The organism is Cognatishimia coralii, assembly GCF_037478305.1.
Classification (GTDB): domain Bacteria; phylum Pseudomonadota; class Alphaproteobacteria; order Rhodobacterales; family Rhodobacteraceae; genus Cognatishimia; species Cognatishimia coralii.
The window spans coordinates 71,814-97,495 of record NZ_JBBGAZ010000003.1 but is presented as its reverse complement, the minus strand read 5'-3'; the positions used below and the strand labels follow the sequence as shown (position 1 = coordinate 97,495).

At 57.4% G+C, this 25,682-nt stretch carries 18 protein-coding genes; 4 read left to right on the top strand and 14 right to left on the bottom strand.

Annotated features, from left to right (window positions below; all coding sequences use genetic code 11):
• Window positions 1–250 precede the first annotated feature (250 nt).
• Window positions 251–2,029 (bottom strand): sensor domain-containing diguanylate cyclase, encoded by a 1,779-nt coding sequence (locus WG622_RS07925; protein ID WP_339403101.1) that lies wholly within the window; start codon window positions 2,027–2,029, stop codon window positions 251–253.
• 178 nt (window positions 2,030–2,207) lie between these two features.
• Here WG622_RS07925 and WG622_RS07920 point away from each other — a divergent pair, with 178 nt between their 5' ends.
• Window positions 2,208–4,640: an ATP-dependent helicase gene (locus tag WG622_RS07920; protein ID WP_339403100.1), complete on the top strand. Its 2,433-nt coding sequence runs from the start codon at window positions 2,208–2,210 to the stop codon at window positions 4,638–4,640.
• Between the two features lie 163 nt (window positions 4,641–4,803).
• On the opposite strand, the gene WG622_RS07915 is transcribed toward WG622_RS07920, so the two are convergent.
• From WG622_RS07915 to fsa, 13 genes are all read right to left on the bottom strand, one after another.
• Entirely contained in the window at window positions 4,804–5,826 is a 1,023-nt protein-coding gene (locus WG622_RS07915) for an NAD(P)-dependent oxidoreductase (protein WP_339403099.1), read from the bottom strand.
• Window positions 5,827–5,829: 3 nt separating this feature from the next.
• Window positions 5,830–8,442, bottom strand: coding sequence for a molybdopterin-dependent oxidoreductase (locus WG622_RS07910; protein WP_339403098.1), 2,613 nt, complete (start codon window positions 8,440–8,442; stop codon window positions 5,830–5,832).
• Window positions 8,439–8,768: a nitrite reductase small subunit NirD gene (nirD, locus tag WG622_RS07905; RefSeq protein ID WP_339403097.1), complete on the bottom strand. Its 330-nt coding sequence runs from the start codon at window positions 8,766–8,768 to the stop codon at window positions 8,439–8,441. Before nirD ends, WG622_RS07910 begins: the two co-directional genes overlap by 4 nt.
• On the bottom strand, window positions 8,765–11,206 hold the full coding sequence (gene nirB / locus WG622_RS07900; RefSeq protein ID WP_339403096.1) for a nitrite reductase large subunit NirB: 2,442 nt from the start codon (window positions 11,204–11,206) through the stop codon (window positions 8,765–8,767). Before nirB ends, nirD begins: the two co-directional genes overlap by 4 nt.
• A gap of 42 nt (window positions 11,207–11,248) precedes the next feature.
• The gene (locus WG622_RS07895) at window positions 11,249–11,674 is read right to left on the bottom strand and encodes a globin domain-containing protein (protein ID WP_339403095.1); all 426 of its coding nucleotides are present in this window, start codon (window positions 11,672–11,674) and stop codon (window positions 11,249–11,251) included.
• 77 nt (window positions 11,675–11,751) lie between these two features.
• A complete protein-coding gene (locus tag WG622_RS07890) occupies window positions 11,752–13,434 on the bottom strand; it encodes an ABC transporter ATP-binding protein (RefSeq protein WP_339403094.1) in 1,683 nt (560 codons plus the stop codon).
• Window positions 13,435–13,439: 5 nt separating this feature from the next.
• Window positions 13,440–14,522, bottom strand: a complete 1,083-nt coding sequence (locus WG622_RS07885) for an ABC transporter permease (protein WP_339403093.1) — start codon at window positions 14,520–14,522, stop codon at window positions 13,440–13,442.
• A gap of 87 nt (window positions 14,523–14,609) precedes the next feature.
• Window positions 14,610–15,974, bottom strand: coding sequence for a CmpA/NrtA family ABC transporter substrate-binding protein (locus tag WG622_RS07880; protein ID WP_339403092.1), 1,365 nt, complete (start codon window positions 15,972–15,974; stop codon window positions 14,610–14,612).
• 257 nt (window positions 15,975–16,231) lie between these two features.
• Window positions 16,232–17,401 carry an ABC transporter substrate-binding protein gene (locus tag WG622_RS07875; protein WP_339403091.1) on the bottom strand — a complete coding sequence of 390 codons (1,170 nt, stop codon included), beginning with the start codon at window positions 17,399–17,401 and terminating at the stop codon, window positions 16,232–16,234.
• Window positions 17,398–17,982, bottom strand: coding sequence for an ANTAR domain-containing response regulator (locus WG622_RS07870; protein ID WP_339403090.1), 585 nt, complete (start codon window positions 17,980–17,982; stop codon window positions 17,398–17,400). The genes WG622_RS07875 and WG622_RS07870 overlap by 4 nt, the downstream gene beginning before the upstream one ends.
• Window positions 17,983–18,230: 248 nt before the next feature.
• Window positions 18,231–19,145 (bottom strand): tyrosine recombinase XerC, encoded by a 915-nt coding sequence (locus tag WG622_RS07865; protein ID WP_438839161.1) that lies wholly within the window; start codon window positions 19,143–19,145, stop codon window positions 18,231–18,233.
• Window positions 19,142–19,849 (bottom strand): DUF484 family protein, encoded by a 708-nt coding sequence (locus WG622_RS07860; RefSeq protein ID WP_339403089.1) that lies wholly within the window; start codon window positions 19,847–19,849, stop codon window positions 19,142–19,144. The genes WG622_RS07865 and WG622_RS07860 overlap by 4 nt, the downstream gene beginning before the upstream one ends.
• Window positions 19,850–20,020: 171 nt before the next feature.
• Window positions 20,021–20,674, bottom strand: coding sequence for a fructose-6-phosphate aldolase (gene fsa / locus WG622_RS07855; RefSeq protein ID WP_209355649.1), 654 nt, complete (start codon window positions 20,672–20,674; stop codon window positions 20,021–20,023).
• Between the two features lie 100 nt (window positions 20,675–20,774).
• Between fsa and WG622_RS07850 the strand changes: the two genes are divergently transcribed.
• The 3 genes from WG622_RS07850 (at window position 20,775) to WG622_RS07840 (ending at window position 25,641) form a co-directional block, all read left to right on the top strand.
• The gene (locus tag WG622_RS07850; protein WP_339403088.1) at window positions 20,775–22,970 is read left to right on the top strand and encodes a primosomal protein N'; all 2,196 of its coding nucleotides are present in this window, start codon (window positions 20,775–20,777) and stop codon (window positions 22,968–22,970) included.
• Between the two features lie 86 nt (window positions 22,971–23,056).
• Window positions 23,057–24,289, top strand: a complete 1,233-nt coding sequence (locus tag WG622_RS07845) for an MFS transporter (protein WP_339403087.1) — start codon at window positions 23,057–23,059, stop codon at window positions 24,287–24,289.
• 2 nt (window positions 24,290–24,291) lie between these two features.
• Entirely contained in the window at window positions 24,292–25,641 is a 1,350-nt protein-coding gene (locus WG622_RS07840) for an MATE family efflux transporter (RefSeq protein ID WP_339403086.1), read from the top strand.
• The last annotated feature ends 41 nt before the right edge of the window (window positions 25,642–25,682 follow it).

Genomic DNA, 25,682 nt, shown 5'->3' with positions numbered 1-25,682 from the left:
TCCCTTGGTACCAGTTTCTGCACTTGCGAAAGGGTTAGGGAGTGAAAACCTCTGAGGCAATACCCAATACGACGGATTTATGACGATCTCGTCGAATAAATCGGCGTTTTATCCGCCATCTCAGAAAAAAATTCAGGATCTTGTTAGGTCGTTGCTTTCGCAAGGAAAAAATCCCCCAAAAGCCATTGCGAACGCAATGATTTCTTCGATTCGAAATATTGCAGTTGCAGCATTTTCGCGGTGTTTGAGGTCACTCCGCAGCCAATGACGAGGAGGGCGGCACGGGCTTTGGTTTTGTTGCGGGCAGCTTGGCTTGCGTCTTTCCATAGATGCGGACCTGATTGCGGCCACCGTCTTTCGCTGCATAAAGCGCTTCGTCTGCCTGGCGCAGCAGGGCCTGGATATCGCGTTCATTGTCGGGAAAACAGGCGACCCCTGCCGAGATCGTCACGGTCGGCAGGTGCTTTTCCTGATAGAGCACGCGCATCGCTTCGACTTTTTCGCGCAGTTTATTCGCGCGGGCCTCGACGGTTTTTAGATCGCTGCCGGGCCAGATCAGCATGAACTCTTCGCCACCCATACGGCAGGCGACATCTTCGCCATCGCAGGCGTCCTGCAGACAGCTTGCCACTTCGCTCAGGACACTATCACCCGCGTCATGGCCGTGATTGTCGTTGAACTTCTTAAAGTGATCCACATCCAGATAGATCATATAGACCTTGTCGCCTTTTGCCTTGGCTGCGTTTAGGAGGCGGCGCAGACGGTCCAGCATATAGCGGCGATTGAACAGACCTGTCAGAGGATCGCGCGTTGACTGTTCTTGAAGCTGATCGCGCATGCGCACATTGGCAATTGCCATCGAAATCTGTTCGGCACACATCTGCGCCAGTTTCTTACATTTGTAGAAATCCTTGTTGCTGGATGTCATGCGGCGCCGCAAATTCATCAGCCCAACAGTTTCCCCATGCGCTAGGATCGGAAAACAGTAGTAGGGGCGATCATCATGCGGCTCTGCATGATCGCAACAAAAGTTCACTTCGTGACGACCAAATTCATAGGTGCGCCCACGGCGCAGCCCCCAGCAGTCTTCGGGATGGATATGAGGCTTGTATTCACCTCCGTTCCAAGCAGCACACCCGTCCAGCACGTCGCGTGAATTAGAATAGACATAGATCGAGCCTTCCGCGTCGGGCAACAAATGGCTCATGAAACGCGCGACCATGTCAAAGAGTTCGCTCAAGGACTGGCTGGACTGAAGCCATTCGTTGAGGTCGCCCAAGAGCTGTACCTCACGCGCGAGCTGCATCTGCTTTTCAACAAACTCACGCTCTTCTGCCGTTTGGCGTTTGGCCATTTTGACTTGGTATTGAGACGCCCGCGAAGAAATCCAAGCAGTGATTGTCAGTAACAGCGTTATTATCCCGGCAACAGCTGCAAAGGCAATTTGCATCCGTCGCAATGTAAGCTGATGCAGAGTCGTTGCATTCGTATAGAATTCAATAGCCCCAACAACTGTGCCACGTTCCAAAACAGGGACATAGACTTCGTAGACGATGTGTTTTTCGTCCATGTTCGTAAAGAGCGAATGAATTGCGAGACCATCAATCTCTTTAGCGTCTTTCTCCTCGCGTTGAACGTAGGTCTGCCCCTTTGCGACAACTTCCTTAAAATAGGCTTTGTCATTCACACTGCCAATTTCGCGATTGCGCGACGACCAGATTATCGTGCCTTCAAGGTCAAAAAGTTTGATACGGTAGATGTCCGACGCGTCGGGAACGCGCTTTAAATAGTTGATTTCATCAAGCGAAAGCTGGGCTTCGGTCAAGGGGCGCGCGACGTCGTCAAAATGTGCAAGCACGCGACGCTTCCACAGTTCCGCCTGTGTGACGTAGTCATGCGACAAAAGATAGTTCACGGCCCTTGGCGGGAGCTGAAGATACCCCCAATAGGACAACCCAACGCACGCCACAAAAAGAACCGCGACGGGCGCAGCCCTGAGACCAGATCTCAATTTTTCCAGAACCCACATCAAATTTCTCCAACACGACCTCTATTGGTTTGCCACGTCATGCTGCCGGAACCGTTAACACTGCCCGATAATCTGCGCGCAATTTAGTTAAATTCGTTGGCCTCTTCGCAAAATCCTTATGTGAACATTACGCGAACTTGGCTTTTCAACCCTGCTTTGAAACGTTAAGGTTTCACCCATGAGCAGCTTTGACGAATTTGACGCCTTTGAGGGCGCCTCCCTGTCCGCCCGCGCGATGGCGGCGCGGCCGATGCCGTATCTGGACGAGCTTAATCCGGCGCAACGTGAGGCCGTGGAAACCTTGGATGGTCCGGTTTTGATGCTGGCGGGGGCAGGGACCGGGAAAACCAAGGCTTTGACCGCGCGGATCGTGCATTTGCTGAACACGGGCCGCGCGCAGCCGAATGAAATTCTGGCGGTGACTTTTACCAACAAAGCCGCGCGTGAAATGAAGAACCGCGTGGGGCGCATGTTGGGACAGACTGTCGAAGGAATGCCCTGGCTTGGCACCTTCCATGCGATCTGCGTGAAACTCTTGCGCCGTCACGCGGAATTGGTGGGGCTTAAGTCCAACTTCACCATTCTGGACACCGACGATCAGATCCGCCTTCTGAAACAGCTCATCCAAGCCGCCAATATCGACGATAAACGCTGGCCTGCGCGGATGCTGTCCTCGATCATTGATGGATGGAAAAACAAAGCCTGGACGCCAGAGAACCTGCCTGCCTCGGAGGGTCAGGCCTATAACGACCGCGGCCCCGAGCTTTACGCGCAATATCAGACCCGTCTGCGCGAGCTGAATGCCGTCGACTTTGGCGATCTCCTCCTGCACATGGTCACGATTTTTCAGAAGCACAGTGACATCCTCGCGCAATATCAACGTTGGTTCCGCTACGTGCTGGTGGACGAATACCAAGATACCAACGTCGCCCAATACCTCTGGCTGCGCCTGATCGCGGCCGAGCATAAAAACATCTGCTGCGTCGGCGATGACGACCAGTCGATCTATGGTTGGCGTGGGGCTGAGGTGGGCAATATCCTGAAGTTCGAAAAGGATTTTCCCGGCGCGCATGTGGTCCGGCTGGAACAGAACTATCGCTCAACCCCGCATATTCTGGCCGGAGCCTCTGCGGTCATCGCAGGTAACGAAAACCGCCTGGGCAAGACGCTTTGGACCGAAGCTGAGGACGGCGACAAAATCCGTCTGATCGGCCACTGGGACGGTGAAGAAGAAGCGCGGTGGATCGGCGAAGACGTCGAGGCGCTGCAATCCGGCACCCGTGGCAAAGACCCCAAGAGCCTTGAGGACATGGCGATCCTCGTACGCGCCTCCCACCAAATGCGCGCCTTTGAGGATCGGTTTCTAACCATCGGTCTGCCCTATCGCGTGATTGGCGGGCCTCGGTTCTATGAGCGGATGGAGATCCGCGACGCGATGGCCTATTTCCGTGTTGTCACGAGCCCCGATGACGATCTGGCCTTTGAGCGCATCGTGAATACGCCCAAACGCGGCCTCGGCAATGTCGCCCAGCAAAAGATCCAGACCTGCGCGCGCGATCACGGGCTGTCGCTGGTCGAAGGTGCGCGCAAGCTTTTGGAACTCAAGGGAGTTGGCGGCAAAGGCGCGAAAGAATTGCAGCTCTTGATCGACGGCATCGACCGCTGGCGCGCGCTGGGCGTGCAGCGCGAGGTCGAAGTGCCGCTGAACGATGAAGAGGTCATCGACGATGGCCTTACGCGGACCACAACCACGTTCAACTCAGCCCAAGAGGCTCTGACCCATATCGAACTGGCCGAAGTCATTCTTGACGAGTCCGGCTACACTGCCATGTGGCAGAACGACAAGACGCCCGAGGCTCCGGGCCGTCTGGAAAACCTCAAGGAATTGGTCAAGGCCTTGGAATCCTTTGAGAACCTGCAAGGCTTCCTCGAACACGTCAGCCTGATCATGGACAATGAGAGTGAGGACACCGAGGAAAAGATCTCGATCATGACGCTGCACGCGGCCAAGGGCCTGGAGTTTCCCGTGGTGTTTTTGCCGGGCTGGGAGGACGGGCTGTTCCCGTCGCAACGCTCGATGGATGAAAGCGGTCTGAAGGGCCTCGAGGAAGAACGCCGCTTGGCCTATGTCGGCATTACGCGGGCCGAAGAGGTCTGTACGATCTCCTTTGCGGGCAACCGGCGGGTTTTCGGTCAATGGCAAAGCCAACTGCCGAGTCGGTTCATTGATGAGCTGCCCGAGGATCACGTCGAGGTTCTGACCGCGCCCGGTATTTACGGCGGCGGCTATGGCGCCGCGGCAGGGGATTTTGGTGGCGGCATGCAATCACGTATGCAAAGCGCCAATACCTATAACTCTCCGGGCTGGAAGCGGATGCAGGATCGGGCAGGGGAGCGCGGGATTTCTCAGCCACGCGAAAGCCGTGGGTCTGTGATTGATCTTGAGGCGGTGTCTAGCCATTCCGTTGGCGATCGGGTCTTCCACCAAAAGTTCGGCTATGGCGAGATCATGGAGATCGAAGGCGACAAGCTGGTGATCGAGTTTGATAAGGCGGGTGAAAAGAAGCTGGTCGCGAAATTTGTGACGGCGGCTGACGACGTGCCGTTTTAGAGAGCCCACCGGATCGCTTGTGATCCGGTTCGCACCCGACCCGCCCCCCTTGGGCGGGTGCGAAATAGCGACGTGTCAGAAAGATCAGGCGTTTTGAATGAAACGAGCGTTGTGCCAACGTGAGACCCCGCCCTCGGGTCGGGTGCGAACCTAACGTAGTGGTCTACTGCTTGCGAAGGGCCTCGGCATCTTTTGCCATTGGCGCAGCCAATAAGAACTCAAATTGAATGTCCGGATCTGTTTCAAAGGCCTCAAGCAGTCCCAAAGTACCAGGCTCTGCGCAATTCTTGATCCAAACTACATTGCGCCCCGGTTTGGCCGCGCGCTTGATAAAGGCCACGCAGATCTTTGCAGGCCAAGGAACATCGTGACCAGCGCCGCCCATCAGGTGGCGCTCCGCATCCCGTCGTGCGAGTTCCAGAACCGCTTCATCAGACGGCGTTTCATAAAAGATCTCGTCAGCTTCCTGCAGCCGCTCAACCGCGCGCAGGGAAATCAGATCAGCCGCGCCTGCCGCTGTATCCACGACAGTGACTTGCGCCGCGCGATTTTCGTCAAAACCACCGGTGATACGCTGCTTGAGGCTCTGCAAAGCCTCGCGTTCCGATCCGCGTTTGAAAGCCTGCCAGATGGGGCCTGCAAAGACCTCGCGCCAGAAGGCACGACGCTGCGATTGCGGCACATAGCGCGCAACCATCCCACGCAGACGCCCCGCAGCGGCGGCAAAGCGGCCGAGATTTGGGTCGAGCATCTGCTCGATCTGGGTTTTGATGCGACGGCCCAGAACAGGAGCGTTGCCCTCAGTGCCAATCGCCACAACAACCGGATCGCGGTCCACAATGGACGGCGTGGTCAGATCACAGAGTTCCGGACGGTCCACAACATTCACCAAAAGTCCGGCATCTTTGGCAATCGCATGGATCGCCACGTCCGCCGCAGGTGATCCGGTTGCGATGAAACCGATGGCTGCCTCAGCAAATGACGCGCGCTTGACGGGCCCCGCAAGATGGCGAATGCGACCCTGTTTGATCATCGCACTCAGTTCGTCATCCGGCTGATCTCCAAGCAGCAAAATGTCCGCGTCCGACTTCAACAACAGACGGCATTTCTGCGCAGCCTGCTCTCCGGCGCCGACGACGACAATCGTCCGGCCCGTAGTTTTGATGAACATCGGAAAGCTTTGCATGACCTATTCCGCCGCGGTTTTCAGATGGGCTCCAGCCAATATAGCAGAGATTTCCGGACGGCAAGAACCACAGTTGGTCCCGGCCTCAAGCGCTGAGCCAATTTCCTCAACCGTCGCGAGGTTCTGCGTCTCGATGGCGCGCAGGATCGTGTTGGCGCCGACGTTGAAACAGGCACACAGCGTCGGGCCGGGATCGGGCTGATCCGCGCCGGGGCGACCTGCGAGGATTGGGATATCTGATCCGATGGCGCTTGACACGAATTGTCGTGAGACTTCGACCGGAGTAGGCGCGGCAAAAAGAGCTGCCAAGACCTGACCGTCCTTTTGGAACGCAATGCGCGCCGATCCGGGTTTCGCGCCGGAGACCGACATGATGTCCACATCTCTAAGCCCAAAAACCTCCAGTGCAAAGCTCTGCCAATCCTCGGGCACCTCGTGATGGCTTAGCTCGACCTGCCAGCCAGCATTGGTCCGCGCGCGCGCCCAATAGTCGGTTTTGGCCTGCGGCTTCTGCGCCGACACCGCAAACCCATACCAGGCCGCCTTATAGGGCGAGATCGACACGGGCGTTGCCTTGCTTTCAGGCTGCCCCGAAAGCTTGTCGACATTGGGCGCGACCAAAGCATTCACACGACCCGTGGGGCAGGTGTCTTCAGTCCAATGAAGCGGCGCAAAGACCTCGCCCTGAGTAACGCGGTCGCTGATCATGACCCGCAGAATGGCGCTGCCGTGAGGGCTATCGACCTTGGCCAAAGTCGCGGCCGCCAGCCCAAGCTTGAGCGCGTCCTCGGGGTGGATTTCCAGATAGGGTTCGCCCATGTGCTGGGTCAGCCGCCCAGTCTGACCCGTGCGGGTCATCGTGTGCCACTGATCTCGGATCCGACCGGTGTTCAAACGATAGGGACGGTCCTCATCCGTCGCTTGCGCAAGGGGCCTGTGAGACACCGCCACCATGCGCGCGCGCCCGTCTTCGGTGAAAAACTTGCGGTCGCCAAAGAACCGGCCCCCAGTTTTCACGGCGCTGACGGGCCAGTGTTGGGGTTCAAACGTCTCGTAGTCGTCATCCGAAATCTCGGCGAGGCCCGAGATGTCGAAGTCTTTGTTAAACGCCGCCGCGATGCCCGACAGCGCCGCGTGCTCACGGAAAATCTCGGCAGGGCCGTGGTAGTTGAATGCTTCGCCAAACCCCATACGCCGCGCGACGCCGCAGATGATTTCCCAGTCGTGCCGCGCTTTGCCCGGAGCCGCGCGAAGCGCGCGCTGGCGGCTGATTAGGCGGTCTGAATTTGTGACGGTGCCGAATTTCTCACCCCAGCCGCTTGCAGGCAACACAACATCGGCAACCTGCGCCGTATCGGTCGTGTCATACATGTCGCTGACAACCACAAAGTCACAGCCCTTGATGGCCGCGCGCACGCGGTCGGCGTCGGGCAGGGACTGCGCGGGATTGGTACAAATCACCCAGAGCGCTTTGATGTCGCCGCGTTCCACCGCGTCAAACATGTCGATAGCTTTCAGGCCCTGCGCGGCGGGCATCACAGGGGCGTTCCAGAAGTCCTGTACGGCTTTGGAATGGTCGGGGTTTTCGATATCCAAATGACAGGCCAAAGTGTTCGCGAGCCCGCCGACCTCGCGGCCTCCCATAGCGTTGGGCTGCCCGGTCACAGACAAAGGCCCCATGCCGGCCTTGCCGATACGACCCGTCGCCAGATGGCAATTGATGATCGAATTGACCTTATCCACGCCGCTGGTGGATTGGTTCACGCCCTGAGAAAACACGGTCACGGTTTTCTCGTTGGCAAGCCACAGGTCGACGAAGGCAGCCAGATCTGCATCAGACAGGCCGGTCTCTGAAACATCATCTGCCCGCGCAGCATCTAAAGCGGCCTCAAACCCAGACACGGCCTCTGTCAAATAGGCCTCATCCACCAAGCCACGCTCGGAAATCTCAGCAAGCAGATGGTTAAACAGGGCCACATCCCCGCCTGGTGCAATCCTGAGGTGCAAATCTGCCAGATCACATGTCGCCGTCCTCCTCGGGTCCACGTTGATCACGCGCATCTCAGGCCGTGCCGCTTTCGCGGCCGCAAGCCGTTGATAAAGCACCGGATGACACCAGGCGAGATTGGACCCGACCAACACGACTGTGTCGGCCTCCTCCAGGTCCGTGTAGAGCCCCGGCACCGTGTCCGTGCCAAAGGCTCTTTTGTGGCCAACCACGGTCGAGGCCATACAGAGCCGCGAATTCGTGTCGATATTGGCCGTGCCAACAAAGCCCTTCGCGAGCTTGTTGATCACATAGTAGTCCTCGGTCAGCAGCTGACCCGAGACATAAAAGGCCACGGAGTCGGGCCCATGTTCGGCAATGGCGGCGGAAAACTTGTCTGCAACCAGATCAAGAGCCTCGTCCCAGCCTGCGCTACGGTCGCCGATCTGCGGCGCGAGAAGACGACCCTCGGTCCCGAGGGTCTCGCCGAGCGCCGAGCCTTTGGAACAGAGCCGCCCAAAGTTAGCCGGATGATCGGGATCGCCTTTGATCGCCACACCGTTAGGGCCGACATCCGCCAGAACCCCACAGCCGACACCGCAATAGGCGCAGGTGGTTTTGACACTCATGCTGCCGAGCGCTCCATGACCGCTGCATCTAGCATCAGACGCCCGTTTTCAACGCGGATTGCGTAGGTGTCGATCTTACCTTCGTCCGCGCCCTGAGCCTCGCCCGAGTTCAGATCAAATACCCAGTTGTGCAGAGGGCAGGTCACTGAGGTGCCATGCACGATACCCTCGCTCAAAGGGCCGCCTTTGTGCGGGCAGCGGTCCGAGGTCGCAAAGACCTCGTCCTCTGCCGTGCGAAAGACCGCAATACAGCCAAGTTTCGTCTTCACAACCCGCGCGCCGCGCACCGGGATTTGGTCGATAGATCCGATATCAATCCAGCTCATTCTGCGGCCTCCAATGTCAGATTTGCCAGAGGCGCGAATTTCGGAGCCTCTTCCTCTTGGGCCAGCTCGGCCCATGGGTCTTTTTGATAGATCGACTGGGACAGCTCGAAACGCTCAACTAAAGCCTTGCGGTTCTCGATATCCTCGACGATCTGCTCTTTGACCCAATCCAGCCCCACTTTCGCAACCCACTTATAAGGGCGGTCGAGGTACTTCGCGTTCTCGCGATAAAGCTGCATAAAGGCGGTCGCAACCTCGATGGTCTCTTCCTCGGTGGTGCAATCCATCAGACGTTCGGTTTCCTTAACGTCCATGCCTGCAGCCCCTGCGACGCCGACCTGATAGCCGCTGTCCACACAGACCACGCCGATGTCTTTACAAGTCGCCTCGGCACAGTTGCGTGGGCAACCGGACACGGCCAGCTTCACTTTATGCGGAGACCATGAACCCCAGAGTTTTTCCTCAAGCTTGATGCCCAAACCTGTGGAATCCTGCGTGCCAAAGCGACAGTGTTCTTTGCCGACGCAGGTTTTCACCGTCCGCAGACCCTTGGCATAGGCATGGCCCGAGACCATGCCCGCCGCGTTCAGATCCGCCCAGATCGCGGGCAGGTCTTCGCCTTTGACACCCAAAAGGTCGATCCGCTGACCGCCGGTGACGTGAACTGTCGGCACATTGTATTTCTCAGCCGCATCGGCAATCGCACGCAACTCATTTGGCGTGGTCATGCCGCCCCACATCCGAGGCACGACGGAATAGGTGCCGTCCTTTTGAATGTTGGCGTGTCTGCGTTCGTTGACAAAGCGCGACTGCGGATCGTCCTGATATTCCACCGGCCAATCGGCCAGCAGGTAATAGTTGATCGCAGGGCGGCAGACGTGACAGCCATTGCGGCTCTTCCAACCGAGTTCCTGCCAGACAGCCTCTTGGCTTTTCAGCTCTTTGGATTTGATCAGACGGCGCACGTCCTCATGGGTGAGGTCGGTGCAGCCACAGATCGAGGCCGGCGCGGGGATGACGAAATCATCGCCCAGCGTGGTCGCCAGAACCTGTTCGACCAATCCGGTACAGGTGCCGCAGGATGCGCTGGCTTTGGTGGTTGCCTTGATGGCCGCCAGATCCGTGGATCCGGCTTGGATGGCCTCAACGATCTGCCCCTTGCTCACGCCGTTACAACCGCAGATCTCCGCGTCAAGCGGTAAGGCTGCAACGGCCGCCATAGGGTCCAGGCTATCTCCCCCCTGATAGGCTGGGCCGAAAATCAAAGTTTCGCGCATTTCAGAGACGTCGGTCTTGTCTTTGATCAGACCGAAGAACCAGTTGCCGTCGGCTGTGTCGCCATACATGACAGCCCCGACCAGAACGTCGCCTTCCAGAACCAAACGTTTGTAAACACCGCGTGCAGGATCGCGGAAGACGATGTCCTCGCGGCGCGGGCCTTCGGCGAAATCACCGGCGCTGAAGAGGTCACAGCCGGTGACCTTGAGCTTGGTGGCAACCTCTTTGGGTTCAAATTCGGCGGCCTCATCGAGCAGCGTCTTGGCGACGACCTTTGCTTGGTCATAGAGCGGAGCCACCAGACCAAAAAGTTGGCCACGGTGTTCGACGCACTCGCCAACCGCAAGGACGTCCGGGTCGGAAGTGACCATCGCATCGCTTACGGTGATGCCGCGCTCAACATCCAAGGCAGTATCTGTCGCCAGACGTGTCTCTGGGCGGATACCAACAGCCATCACCACCAGATCGGCAGGGATGACGGTTTTGTCTTGCAGCATGACCGCTTCTACTTTGTCCTCACCCAGGATCGCAGCGGTCGAGGCCTGACATTTGATCTCGATGCCTTTGTCCTCAAGGCTGCGGCGCAATAGATAGCCTGCGGCCTCATCCAGCTGACGTTCCATCAAATGGCCCATCAGGTGCAGGACAGTCACATCCATGCCGCGCGCTTTCAGACCCGCTGCGGCTTCAAGACCCAAAAGGCCACCGCCGATGACAACGGCTTTGCCGCCTTCGATGCCAGAGGCCTCAATCATCGCGTTGGTGTCTTCCAGATCGCGGTAAGCGATGACGCCGGGCAGATCCTTGCCAGGCACCGGAATGATAAAGGGCGCAGAGCCCGTGGCGATCAGAAGCTTGTCATAGGCAACTTCGCCATTCTGACCCACCACCACTTTGCGCTCACGGTCGATTTGGGTGACGTGCTCGCCAAAGCGACAGGTCACGCCATTCTCTTCGTACCAATCGGCGTCATGGGTCACGATCTCCTCATAGGTTTTCTCACCCGAGAGGACCGGAGACAGCATGATCCGGTTATAGTTGCCGCGCGGTTCAGCATTGAACAGCGTGACGTCATAGGCCTCTTTGTCGGCCTCTAGCAGGTGCTCCAGCACCCGGCCCGAGGCCATACCGGCCCCGATGACAACAAGTTTCTTAGACACGATTTACTCCTTGCCCTTTTGTGCGGGCAGGGAGGGCCCGTGTTAGGCGGCGTCCGTATACGCCGCGTCTTTCATCATCGAGGCAATGCCGCGATAGGCCTTCTCCCAGGCCGCGATTTCCGCATCCGTTAACGTACGGGGCGCCATATCCTCGATCGCTTGGATCAAGGCCTCGCCCACCAGCTCGTAATGTTCCGCCTCGGCGTTGTAATTCACATGCCGCCGACCAAGTCGCTTGATCTTGCCGGTGAACAGCCAGGGTGTGCTGAGGTTGTTCACAAGGAAATCCAGCATGTCGCTGAACTTCTCGAGCTGGCCCGACATTTCCTCGGGAAACAATTCGCGCGCAGCCGGTGTGTTGCGAAACAGGATGCGATAGAAAGCCTCTGCCAGATAGCCCTGCTGCATCTTGATGCCGCGATAGCTGTCTTGGATAAGTTTCACTTCGTCTTTGGTCAGATCCGCCATGGACACTCTCCTCAATAAGAGAGTGCACATTAGGCAGGCTGGCTTTCGAAAGTCTGAACATCGCTGGTCCCAAACCCTTATTCCGCGGCGATCGCTTTTGCGGGAGTTTTGGCCTTGGGCTTGGCGCCATGCTCATACTCTTCAAGGAAATCAAGCACTTCCTGACGGAATTTGTAGTAATCCGGATGCTCAAGCAGGGCCTTGCGGCTGCGTGGGCGTGGCAGATTAACGTCTACAATTTTACCGACTGTCGCCTGTGGACCGTTGGTCATCATAACCACGCGGTCCGCCAGTAGGATGGCTTCGTCCACATCATGGGTCACACAGATCGCAGTGACTTTGGTGCGGTCCCAGACTTCCATCAAAACTTCCTGCAGCTCCCAGCGGGTGAGGCTGTCGAGCATGCCGAAGGGCTCATCCAGCAAGAGCAGTTTCGGCGACAGAGCAAAGGCTCGGGCGATGCCGACACGTTGCTTCATACCGTTGGACATGGAATGGGCCGGGCGATCCATGGCATCGGCCAGACCGACACGTTCCAGATAGTACTCGACCACATCCTGCTTTTCGGCCTGGCTGGCCTTCGGATAGACCTTGTCCACGCCAATCGCACAGTTCTCCCGAGCGCTCAGCCAAGGGAAGAGGTTTGGTGATTGAAACACCACTGCGCGCTCGGGATCTGCGCCTTCGACGTGACGACCATCCAGTCGGATCGCGCCTTTGGAAATGTCATTCAGTCCCGCCGCCATGGTCAGAACCGTGGATTTGCCACAGCCAGAGTGACCAATCAGAGAGATGAACTCGCCTCGGTTCAGTTTGAGGTTGAAATCCTCAACCACAGTCAGAGGGCCCTTGGGCGTCGGATAGATTTTGTGCAGCTGTGAGAAGTCGAGGAAGTTCTTGTCGATCATCCCTTTTTGCGCGTCCGCCACCGCCTTGGGTGCACCGTGGATCGGGGTGACATCCGGCAGGATCTTAGAGCCTTCGACCTTCGCCTCAATACCTACATCCATCAGGTATTTGGTCACATCCGCGCGCAGCTTTTTGAAGCCGTCGTGGTTGTTCATCTCCATGCGGTCACGTGGACGCGGGATCGAGACTTTGAACTCTTCACCCAAGGTGCCGTCAGGACGCAGCGCAATGATACGGTCGGCTAGAATGATGGCCTCGTCAACGTCATTGGTGATCAGCACACAGGTTTTCTTGTCGCCCTGCCAGATCGCCTCGATCTCATCCGCCAGATTGGCACGGGTGAGGGCGTCGAGTGCGGACAGTGGCTCGTCCAAGAGCAGCATCTCTGGGTTCATCGCCAGCGCACGCGCTACGTTCACCCGTTGACGCATCCCGCCCGACAGTTCCGCAGGGCGGCGGGTGGCTGCATGGGACAGGCCCACCATCTTGACGTAATGGGCTACTTTCTCTTCCTTTTCCGCCTTCGGCATATTCGGGAAAACAGAATCCAGCGCCAGTTTGACGTTTCCGTTCACCGTCAGCCAAGGCATCAGGGAATAGCTTTGGAAGATCACACCGCGCTCGGGGCTTGGGCCTTTGACCGGTTCGCCCTTGAAGGTAACGGACCCTTTGGTTGGCTCTTCTAGACCCGCCATCAGGTTGATCAGAGTGGTTTTGCCGGTGCCCGAGAAGCCCAGCAGGACGAGGAACTCGCCCTCCTGTACTTCTAGGTTGATGTTCTTCAGAACCTCGGTCTTGGCGGTGCCTTCGCCAAAGCTCTTGTCGACGTTTTCAAATTTGAAAAAGCTCATGTCGATCACCGGTTCGAGGTAAAGGTGAAGAGGGATTGTATGGCGTACATCACGCGGTCCAGAAGGAAGCCGATGATACCGATGGTCAGAACGGCGACCATGATTTTCGCCAAAGAGCTGGAGGAACCGTTCTGGAACTCATCCCAGACGAATTTGCCCAGACCCGGGTTTTGTGCCAGCATTTCAGCTGCAATCAGAACCATCCAGCCCACACCCAGGGACAGACGCAGACCGGTGAAGATCAGCGGCAGGGCAGAGGGCAGAACCAATTTGGTGATCTTGGTGTAAGTGTTCATTTTCAGAACTTTGGACACGGCCACCAGATCTTTGTCGATCGAAGCAACACCCAGCGCAGTGTTGATCAGCGTTGGCCACAAGGAACAGAGCGTCACGGTGATGGCCGACACAAGGAAGGATTTCGCAAACAGCCCGCCTTCGGACGCGGCAACGGCTGAAACGACCATGGTGACAATCGGCAGCCATGCCAGCGGAGACACCGGCTTAAAGATCTGAATAAGCGGGTTGATCGCAGAGTTCGCGGTCGGGCTGAGACCCGCCATAATCCCCAGTGGAACGGCGATCACAGTGGCGATCAAAAAGCCGAAGAACACGGTTTGGATCGAGGTCCAGATTTGCTGATAATAGCTTGGCGCGCCGGTGAAGGGGATGTCTTTGACCTTTTCAGGCTGGCCGTTTGCGATGAAACGCTCGTTGCGTTTTGCCACGCGCTCTTCGTGCTTTTCGCGCTTTTCGGCTTTGGCCTGCGCGTCTTCATGCAGGTTGACGGCTTCGGTCCAGACTTGCTGCGGCCCGGGGACCGCGCCCAGAGAGGTCTGAACGGTTGGCGCCAAAGTGCCCCACATCACAAGGAAGGCTGCAATCGCCAGCAATGGCACACACAAAAGGCGCCAGATTTCTTTCATTTGCGCGCGCGGGTTGTCGCCCGCTGCGGCTTTCAGGATCGGGGTGATCCAAGCAAGGCCCAGAACCTGAAACCAGGCGTCGGCTTTGTTGATACGCGTAAACAGACGCGCGCGTCGTGCCTCGCGATCTGCCTCGGTGATGGTTTGTGGGTCGATGGCTGTCATAGCACTGGTCCTGAGAATTCGAATAGCTGCGGTGTAAATCGCGGGGGGAGCCCTCTCCCCAAGGCGGGGAGAGGGTAATGGTGTGGGTTAGCCTTGGACTTCTGCACCAACCACGGTTTGGCCAGACTTCAAACCAATCGGCAGGCTTTCCAGATAAGCGTTCGGGGTGCGACCGTCGTATGGGATGCCGTCAATGATGTCGGCGGCTGGGGTCGGCGCTTTGTAGCCGTCGCTGTCCCAAGGGAAGTCCGCTTCGTTCGCCAGACCTTCTTCGACCAGCAGTTTCGCGGCTTCGAGATAGATCTCAGGCTTATAGACAGATTTCGCAACTTCGTCGTACCAGCTGTCAGGCTTGGTTTCGGCGATCTGGCCCCAGCGGCGCATCTGGGTCAGATACCAGATTGCGTCAGAGTAATAAGGGTAGGTCGCGTTGTAGCGGAAGAAAACGTTGAAATCTGGTACTTCGCGCTTGTCGCCTTTTTCATACTCGAAAGTACCGGTCATAGAGTTCGCGATAACCTCATAGTCCGCGCCCACATATTCAGGACGCGACAGGATTTCCACGGCTTCTTCGCGGTTCGCGTTGTCGTTTTCATCCAGCCACATTGCTGCGCGGATCAGAGCCTTCACCACAGCTTTGGTGGTGTTCGGGTACATTTCGGCGAATTCATTGGTGATGCCGAAGACTTTCTCTGGGTTGTTCTTCCAGAGCTCATAGTCGGTGATCACAGGTACACCGATGCCTTTGAACACGGCCTGTTGGTTCCAAGGCTCACCCACGCAGTAACCATAGATGGTGCCCGCTTCCATGGTCGCTGGCATCTGTGGAGGAGGGGTCACAGACAAAAGAACATCCGCGCCGATCTGGCCGGTGATGTTTTCTGGCGAATAGTAGCCTGGTTCCAGACCACCTGCCGCAAGCCAATAGCGCAGTTCATAGTTGTGCGTGGACACTGGGAAAACCATGCCCATGTTGAATGGCTTGCCTTCAGAAGTGTATTTCTCAACCACAGGCTTCAGAGAGGCGGCAGAGATTGGGTGCTGTGGACGGCCATCGTCCATCAGAGGCACATAAGGCTTCATCTCTTCCCAGATCTGGTTGGACACGGTGATGCCGTTGCCGTTCAGGTCCATCGAGAATGGTGTGATGATGTGGGCCTCGGTGCCGTAGCCGATGGTTGCAGCCAGAGGCTGACCCGCCAACATATGCGCGCCGTCAAGCTGGCCGTCGATCACACCATCCAGCAGAACTTTCCAGTTCGCTTGCGCTTCCAGCGTCACGAACAGGCCTTCGTCGTCAAAGAAGCCTTGCTCATACGCAACGGCCAAAGGTGCCATATCCGTCAGCTTGATAAAGCCAAAGGTCAGCTCGTCTTTTTCCAGTTCCAATTCAGCCCAAGCAGGCGCTGCCAGTAATGTGGTCGCTGCCAGGATCGAAGCAATGTTCTTCATGTCTTCTGTCCTCGTTGTTAAGCCCTGTTGGGCAAAATAAAAAAAGCCGCCGACGCATTTGGCCCCAGGGATAGGGGGTCAAAGGTCGAGCGACTTTGCTCAGAGAGTTCCCAGAACTTTGGGAGGGAGGGACACGACGCCGTTGTCGTGTTGTTAATCATCTTATGCGACGCACCCCTAAGGCTGGCGAGTCCATTTCTTTAATTTTTCTGCATTGCAGCGTTCATTCGCTGCGATTGCACAAAAAATGTGCAAACCTACCGCTGAGGGTCAAAGGTTTGCCCGTCAAAGAAGCGGTTTTGCCCAAGACTAAGGCTGCCAGTCACCGCACGGACCTCGGTCGACTCGGTGAGTCCGCCCTCAATTTTCGAATTGCTCAAGGGCATCGGCGCCCCCAATTGCCCCAAAGCACGGCGATAGAGGTCACTGCGAAAGATCTTGTGAACCTCGGCGGCCGCCACGTCGTCGACTGTCCCATGACGCGCCTTAAGGCGTTCGGCGATCCAATCGGCTTGTGATTGCCACGGAAAGGTAGCCCCCTCCGTGTGGAAACGCAGAAAATTGTCGTGATGCTTATTGGCCCCGGTACTGTTAAGCACCAAACGACCTGTCAAAGCCCTGTCAATCAGATCAGAGTTCACCCCCACATAGTCCTTGCGGGCCAAAACCTCTGCCAGAGCGACATGCTTGCTGGGCTGGTCCAACCATTGCCCAGCGCGCCACAAGGCGCGGATCAACTTGAGCGCTGTGTCTTCGTTTTGCTCGGCCCAGTCCGCGCGTGTCGCCAGAACTTTTTCGGGCGCTGCCGTCCAAATCGCGGCCCCCGGCAGGATCAGAGTACCATTCGCCGTATCTACAGTGACAGACCCCCAGGGTTCTCCCACACAAAAGATGTCGAGGTCTCCGTTCTTAATTGCTTGCGCCATCAAGGGCGGGGGCACGGCCTGGATCTGAAAGTCGTCTCCCGCCTTTAAACCCACAGCATTCAGCCAAATCGACACCAGTTCTGAATGCATCGACAGATAAAACGGCACGCCAATGCGCAAGGGTTTTGGCAGCGATGCAACGGCAAGCGCGGCTGCTTTGGCGTCTTTGAAATCAAACCCATAGCCGCGCACTTCCAACAGGGCCGCCATATTGGGGCTGACGCCAATGACATTGCCATTCATGCTGAGAACCGACAGAACCTGCAATTTCGGCAGCCCGTTCATCAATCCCAGATAAGAGGCCACGGGCACCGGCGACAACATATGTGCCGCCTGAATTTGCCCAAAGGCAAGTTGATCGCGAAGGGTGCTCCAACTTGGTGCACGTTCAAGCGACAGGTCGAGACCTTCTTCTTCTGCAAACCCGAGTTCTTTGGCGACGATCAAAGGGGCAGCGTCGACCAGAGGGATAAAGCCCGCTGCAATCGGAGTAAGGCTCATGACAATAGCTCCGAGGCCGTGACCAGCGCCTGGGCAACATCCGCCACGCGCTTGCTCTGATCCATCGCGGTTTTACGCAGCAGCGCATAGGCGTCCTCTTCGCCCACGCCCCGGGCTTTCATAATAATGCCCTTGGCCCGATCCACGATCTTGCGTTCCTCAAGCGCGCGTTTGGTGGTTTCCAATTCGGTGCGCATCCGCTGGAACATCTGAAACCGTGCAATGGCGGCGTCGAGGATCGGTTTGATCCGGTCATTCTGCAGCCCATCGACGATATAGGCCGAGACACCGGCCTCAATCGCTGCCTTGGTCAGTTGCGCATCGGAGCGATCAACGAACAGCGCAACCGGGCGCTCTAAAGGATCGGAGGCCAGAGCCAGTTGTTCAATCGCGTCGCGCGATGGATCGGTGACGTCGACCAAGACCACATCCGGGGCAAAGCGCGCGACGGAGCGTGCCAAGCCGCTGACCTCGGAAAGCACGTGAATCTTGTGTGAGCCGGTCTCAGCTAAGGAATCGACAATCGCGCAGGCGCGATCCCGATCTTTCTCGACGACAACGATGGTGAGGTTCTCTGACAAAATTTACTCGTATGGCTATGCAGACAGGGCTGGCTTGCGCCCTTCATAGTAAAACTGGCGGCCGCCTTGAATTTCTGCGTTGCAGCAATGGGTGAAAAATTGATGTGCTTGATTAATTTTTGAGCAAAATTTGCCAACTGTGCCGTGCCCGTACACCACATAGGACCCATTGGGGTATCTTTGGAATAGTAAGTCGCCGTTTTCACCTTGCCCCAAATACTCCCGCCGGAGGCATGCAGGGCCGCCAGTTACGCCTTCGGGTGCGTGCGGTTGTAAACCTCCATGAGGCGTGCGGTGTCCACAGCCGTATAGGCCTGCGTCGTCGACAGCGAAGCATGCCCCAAGAGTTCCTGTATCGCCCGCAGGTCTCCGCCGGCCTCAAGCAGATGGGTGGCAAAGCTGTGGCGCATTGCATGTGGTGTCGCGCTTGCGGGCAGTCCCAATTGCATACGTACATTCTGCATGACGCCCTGAATATGCCGCGCGTTCAGCCGTCCGCCACGTGCGCCGATAAACAAGGGTCGCTCGGGTTCCATCGGAAAGGGCGCTTGGCGCACGTAGTCGGCAACCGCATCTCGCGCAGCTGGGATAACAGGCACCAACCGCTCTTTGTTGCCCTTGCCCACAATCCGCAGGACATCGGGCAGGGGGTGAGCGTCTGCATTCAGCCCCAAAGCCTCAGATATCCGCAAACCGCAGCCATATAGAAGAGTGACAACAGCGATGTCGCGCGCCCCTTGCCAGCCTTCGCGCGTTTGAAATTCCACTGTCTCGATCACGGCCTTGGCCGCGTCCGGAGCCAAGGGGCGTGGGAGTTTCTTTTGAAACTTGGGCGCGCGCGTTGACAGAACAGCGGTTGGATCAAATCCCTCACGCTCTGCCAGCCACCTGAAAAATCCCTTCACCGCCGATAGCTTGCGCGCCAGCGTGCGCGGCCCCGCGTCGCCAGTCCGCATCCGCGCCATCCATGCGCGCATATCTGACACCGTGAGTTTTGAAAGCGGAGCCAACCCTTGCTGCGCGCCCTTATGTTCGCTCATGAAGGCGAGGAACTCTGTGACATCGGCAAAATAGGCCTTAAGCGTGTTGTCTGAATTGCCTTTCAAGGCCTTCTCGGCCTCAAGCCAACTGTCCCGCGCAGCAGTCGCCGCTGGCGAAATCACGACAACCAGCGCCGCATGGCGCGTTCAAAGACGCCCGCAAAGAAACTCAGCAAATCTGTGCCCTGCTGCGGCGTGAAATGGTGCGGATCTTCGGCGCCCATGACCAGCATACCAGGCAAGCGGCCTTCGCCGAAATCCAGTTTCAGGCAGGCCTCAGAACGGATGAAGTCAGCACGTTCCCCAAATACGGGTTTCGACCCACTTTCCATCTGGCGCAGAGTGACCTGCCGCGCAGGTACATTGCGACCTCCGGTCAGGTAGCGTTCGACAAAACCGGGTTCTGCAACGCTAAGTACGTCGCCCAAGCGTTTGATCTGCGCTTCTTTCTCGTCCTGCGCGGTCTCAAGCACCAGACGAACCGCATCAACGCGCAGAATGTTGGCAACTTCGCCGTCAAGATCCTTGAGGAACATCTCAAATTCCAGTGGATCCAGCATGCGCAGAATTGCGCGATGTACCTGATTGGTGCCCGCCAGATTTTCATAGGCTGCAGCGATAACACTGCGATGCGTGTCTTCCAGCCGGTCCAGTCGTGCCTCAAGACGCTCCATCGCGATGCCGCGCAAATCGACAATATTGCCGCCCATAGAGCGTTCGTTGGCCGCAATAAGCGCCTTCATAACATCTTGGTCTTCAAGGATAATCTCGGGTTTCGAGAGAATCTTGTCGCGCAGAGTATCTTCGATTTTTGCCGTGCTGCTCATGAGATGCCTGTTAGTCTTTTGTGGCACTCTAACAGAAGCCACTCGCAATATCTTGTGTTTTTTCTACCTGCGGGTGTTTTTTGAGGTGGGGTGGAGGGGCTTTGCCCCTCTGAGGCGATCTGCTGTGCAGAACGCCTCATTCACCCCAGGATATTTGGGGCAAGAGAAAGATCAGAGGATCTTGATGTCTGCCGCTGCGATGTCCGCGAGGAAGGCCGCTAGGCCTTTGTCGGTCAGCGGGTGGTTGACCATGCCTTTGATGACCGCAGGAGGTGCGGTGATCACGTCGGCGCCGATACGTGCACATTCCGCGATGTGGTTGGCGGTGCGGATCGAGGCCGCGAGGATCTGGGTCTCGTAGCCGTAGTTGTCGTACGCGGTGCGGATGTCTTCAATCAGGTCCATGCCGTCGAGGTTGATGTCATCCAGACGCCCGATGAACGGAGAGATAAAGGTCGCGCCAGCTTTCGCGGCGAGGATCGCCTGGTTCACAGAGAAACAGAGCGTGACGTTGACCATTTTGCCTTCGTCGGTGAGGGTCTTGCAGGCCTGCAGACCGTCCCAGGTCAGCGGGACTTTGACCGCGATATTGTCCGCGATCTCGGCCAGTTTGCGGCCTTCGGCGATCATGGTGTCTGCATCGGTCGCGGTGACCTCGGCGGAAACGGGGCCAGAGACCAGCTCGCAGATCTCTTTGGTGACTTCGATGATGTCACGGCCGGATTTTTTGATCAGCGATGGATTGGTGGTGACACCATCGACCATGCCAAAGTCGTTGAGTTCTGCGATTGCATCTATTTCTGCAGTGTCTACAAAGAATTTCATAACGCGCGTCCTGATTGGGTTGGCTTTTACGGGTTGGTCTAGGGTCGCGCCTCGTTTACCTCATCGAGGTGTTAGCGCAAACCCTTTTTGCGAGGCGGATTTGAAAGACCCGGACTTCTTTGACGCAGGTGATCTGGTTGCTGTCCTGACCACCCAGCCCTTGGACCGGACCTTGGATTACAAGGCTCCTGAAGGAGGATGCTGGTTGGGCGCGTTTGTAGAGGTTCCTTTGGGGCCGCGCAAGGTGCTGGGCGTGGTCTGGGGACGCGGACGCGGGGATTGGGATATCGCCAAAGTGCGGCCTGTCAATCGGGTGCTGGATGTGGCGCCGATGCGGTCAGAAATGCGCATGTTTCTGGAGAAGGCGGCGAGTTATACGCTGACCTCCATGCCTGCTATGCTGCGGCTCGCGACGCGGGCGCCGGGGCTGAGTGATCCGCCGTCTATGCGCAAGATTTATCGCCTTGGAGAAGGTGCGCCTGATCGCGTAACAGATGCCCGCACGCGGGTGATTGAGGCTTTGCGGGAGTATGGCGGGCTTGGGTTTACGCTAAAGGAAGTGTCCGAGTTGGCGGGGGTGACATCGTCCGTCGTGAAGGGCCTTGTTAAGCAAGGGGTTGTCCTGGAAGAGGACACACCGCGCGATCAGCCTTATCGGCGGATGGATGCGGATTTTGGGCCGAAAGAGCTGACTGAGGACCAGGCGGCTGCGGCTGAGAAGGTTTCGGCAGGTATCAAGGATGAAGTCTACGGCACTTCCTTGCTGCGTGGCGTCACGGGGTCTGGGAAGACCGAGGTTTATCTAGAGGCGGTGGCTGCCTGTATTGAAGCCGGACGGCAGGCTTTAGTGCTATTGCCCGAGATCGCTTTGACCGCCGAGTTCCTCACGCGGGTTGAGGCACGCTTTGGGGCTAAGCCTGCAGAATGGCATTCGGGCGTGACCATGACCGAACGCCGCCGGATCTGGCGAATGGTCGGGCAGGGCGGCGCTCAGGTGGTGATTGGGGCGCGCTCGGCCTTGTTCCTGCCGTTTCAGAACCTGGGTCTGATCGTGGTCGATGAGGAACATGACACCTCGTATAAGCAGGACGACGGGGTGCTTTATAACGCCCGCGATATGGCGGTTCTGCGTGCGAGCCTGTGTGGCGCACGGGTTATTCTGGCCTCTGCGACACCAAGCCTTGAGAGCTGGGCCAATGCGGATGCCGGAAAGTATGAGCGTATCGAGCTGACCTCGCGCTTTGGGCCGGCGGTTCTGCCGGATATGCGCGCGATTGATATGCGGGTTGAGGACCTGCCGAGCGCGCAATGGATTTCGCCGACCTTGCAGTCCGCTGTGCGCAGTCGGTTGGAAAAAGGTGAGCAATCGCTGTTGTTTATCAACCGCCGCGGCTATGCTCCGGTGACGATCTGTCGGGCCTGTGGGCATCAGGTCGGCTGCGACCATTGCGACGCACGGATGGTGGAGCATCGGTTCCTGAAACGTCTGCTCTGTCATCAATGCGGCGAGAGCAAACCTATGCCCGAGGCCTGCCCGAGTTGTGGGGTTGAGGGCAAGCTGGCGCCTGTGGGGCCGGGTGTGGAACGGCTTGCCGAAGAGGCGCAGGCGCATTTTCCAGAGGCGCGGTTGGCGGTTTTGTCCTCGGATCTCTTTGGCTCGGCGCGTGCGTTGAAAGAGGGGATCAACCAGATTGCCGAGGGTGGCGCGGATATCATCATCGGCACGCAATTGGTGGCCAAGGGGCATAACTTTCCTTTGTTGACCTTGGTGGGGGTGATTGATGCGGACCTTGGCCTTCAGGGCTCTGACATGCGCGCGGCAGAACGCACGTTTCAATTGATGCGTCAGGTGGCGGGGCGCGCGGGGCGTTCGGAACGAAAAGGCACGGCATTGATGCAGACGTTTCAGCCGGATCATCCGGTTATTCGTGCGATTTTATCCGGCGACGAAGAAGGGTTTTGGCAGGCCGAAGCTGATCAGCGCCGGCATGCAGGCGTGCCTCCTTATGGGCGCATGGCCGGGATCATTCTGTCCTCTCCTGATGTGCAGCAAGTCTTTGATATCGGGAACCAATTGGCGCGCAATGATGGGCCATTGCGCGAAATCGGCGCGCAGGTGTTTGGACCCGCGCCCGCGCCGATTGCTCGTGTCAGAGGTCGCCATCGCGTGCGCCTTTTGGTGAAGGCCGAGAAGTCCGCGCCGATCCAACAGGCTTTGGCAACGTGGGTAAGTCAGGTGAAACCAAAGGGCGATCTACGTCTGTCCGTCGATATCGATCCACAGAGTTTTTACTGACTACAACTGACAACTGTTCAGTTCCGCACACCTTAGGCGCGCGGATTTCGCTCGCCATAGGGTGAAAACAGGCGTAAGCGCGAAGTATGTTTGAAAAAGTCCCTTTAAGCGCGGCCTCTGACCGCCCCGTCTGGCAACGCCCCTTCGGCCTTTTGGTTCTGATGGCGATTGCCATGCCATTGGCGTTTTCGACCTGGTCGGCGCTGCTGAATAACTTCGTGATTGAAGTCGCCAATTTCGATGGTTCAGACATTGGCCTTTTGCACACGGTCCGCGAGATCCCAGGCTTTTTGTCCTTCCTCGTAATCTTTGTGATCATCTTTATTCGCGAGCAGGTGTTGGGGCTTTTGTCTCTCGTGCTGCTTGGTGCTGCAAGTGCCGTCACGGCTTGGTTCCCGACGCTTGGCGGCATTTTGATGATCACGTTGCTCAGCTCGATCGGCTTTCATTATTACGAGACGGTCAATCAATCCGTTCAACTTCAATGGCTTAAGAAAGAGCGTGCCCCGCAGGCGTTGGGTTGGTTGGCGGCTGTTGGGTCTGCCAGCACGCTGGTGATTTACGTGCTCATTGTGATGACCTGGGAAGGTCTTGGTCTGAGCTATAACTTTGTGTTTCTCGTTTCGGGTCTTTTGACGGTGGGGCTCGCGCTGTTCGCGCTCTTTGCCTATCCGCAATATGAATCCGAGACCCCGCAGATCAAAAAGATGATCCTGCGCAAGCGCTATTGGCTCTATTATGCGCTGACCTTTATGGCCGGTGCACGGCGTCAGATCTTTGTGGTCTTCGCAGGCTTTATGATGGTCGAACGCTTTGGCTTTGACGTGCATCACCTGACCGGTCTTTTTCTGATCAACCTGATCGCCAATATGATCTTTGCGCCCTTTATCGGCCAAATCGTTGCGCGGTTCGGAGAGCAACGGACGCTTTTGGTGGAATACATTGGGTTGGTTCTGGTCTTCCTCGCCTATGGGGGGATCTATTTCTTTGGATGGGGTGTCGTGCTTGCCATGGTGCTTTACGTGGTGGACCACCTGTTGTTTTCGATGGCCTTGGCGATGAAGACCTATTTCCAAAAGATCGCGGATCCGGCAGATATTGCGCCCACGGCGGCGGTGGCCTTTACGATCAACCATATTGCAGCAGTGTTCCTGCCGGTTCTTTTGGGGCTCTTGTGGCTCTATTCCCCAGCGATTGTGTTCATCATGGCAGCCGGGGGCGCTGCGATCTCTTTCTGTCTGGCGCTGCTTATTCCGCGCCATCCGGTCAAAGGCTATGAAACCCGTTTGCAACGCCCGTTGGCAGCTCCGGCGGAATAGCGATGGCAGAGCGCGGCAGATTCCTGGACGGATCCACAATGGGGCATGTGACACGCATGACCCTGTTGGGGGGCGTGGGGATTACCTTTGTGTTCCTCGTCGACCTCGTGAACCTCTTCTGGATCGCCTATTTCGGCAACGAGCAACTGGTGGCCGCCATCGGCTTTGCCTTTGCGGTGCAGTTCTTTTCCGTGTCCACGGGAGTGGGCATGATGATTGCCACAACGGCGATTGTCTCGCGCCAGATCGGACGGGGCGATATGGATCGAGCGCGCGAAGAGGCGACCTCGGCGATGATCCTGACCGTCGGCTTTCAGGCCTGCGTGGCAACGTTGATCGTTTTGTTCCGCTATCCCTTGCTGGAACTCGTGGGCGCGCAAGGCGAGACGCTTGAGATGGCCGCCCGCTATCTTTTGATCACGATCCCGTCCTTGGCGATTATGGCAATCGGCCTATCGGGCTCGGCGATTTTGCGCGCTGAAGGCGATGGGCGGCGCGCGATGTATGTGACGGTTAGTGGCGGTGTGTTGTTGCTGTTTATCGATCCTCCGCTGATTTATCTGCTTGGGCTGGACGGGGCGGCAATCGGAATTGTTCTGTTTCGCATCACACTGGCCATTCAGGCCATGCGGTTTCTGATCGGGAAACACGACCTGCTTGCGCCGCCCACCGTTGCCGCGCTGAAACGCTGTGTGTTGCCCTTTTTCGCCGTCGCGGGACCTGCCTTGCTGACACAAATGGCGACGCCCTTTGGCTATTATATCCTGACCTCGGTCATCGCCCCATTCGGCGACAGCGCCGTTGCAGGCTGGGCTGTTGTGAACCGCGTCAGCGTGGTTGCCTTCGGGTCGATCTTTTCGCTGTCAGGTGCGGTCGGAGGCATCTTTGGTCAGAACTATGGCGCTGAACTCTGGGCGCGGGTGCGCACGACATATCGCGACGCTCTGCTGTTCTGCTTGGGCTATACCGTTTTCGCCTGGGCCGTTTTGTCCTTGAGTGCCAGCAGCATTATCGCGGCCTTCAACCTGTCCTCCGAAGGGGCAGAGGTCTATCGCGCTTTCGGCTATGTCGGCTCGGCCAGCTTCATTTTGCTGGGTGGGTTGTTTGTCTCGGTGTCGGCCTTCAACTCTTTGGGCAAACCCATCCGCGCGACGCTGATGACCTGGCTCAGGGACGGCGTTTTGATGCTGCCCGTGGCCTGGTGGATGGCCAGCCTGACCGGCGCGACCGGCGCGGTTTATGCGCAAGCCATGGTTGGCTCTGCTGTCGGTATCCTATCGGCTTTCTGGGGATGGCGTTTTGTTGCGTCTCTTGGGCAGTCAGACCCAGCAACTTCCCAAGAGCCCGCTTGATCCCGGATCATATTTCCGCCAAAGGGATGCATCCCTACGCA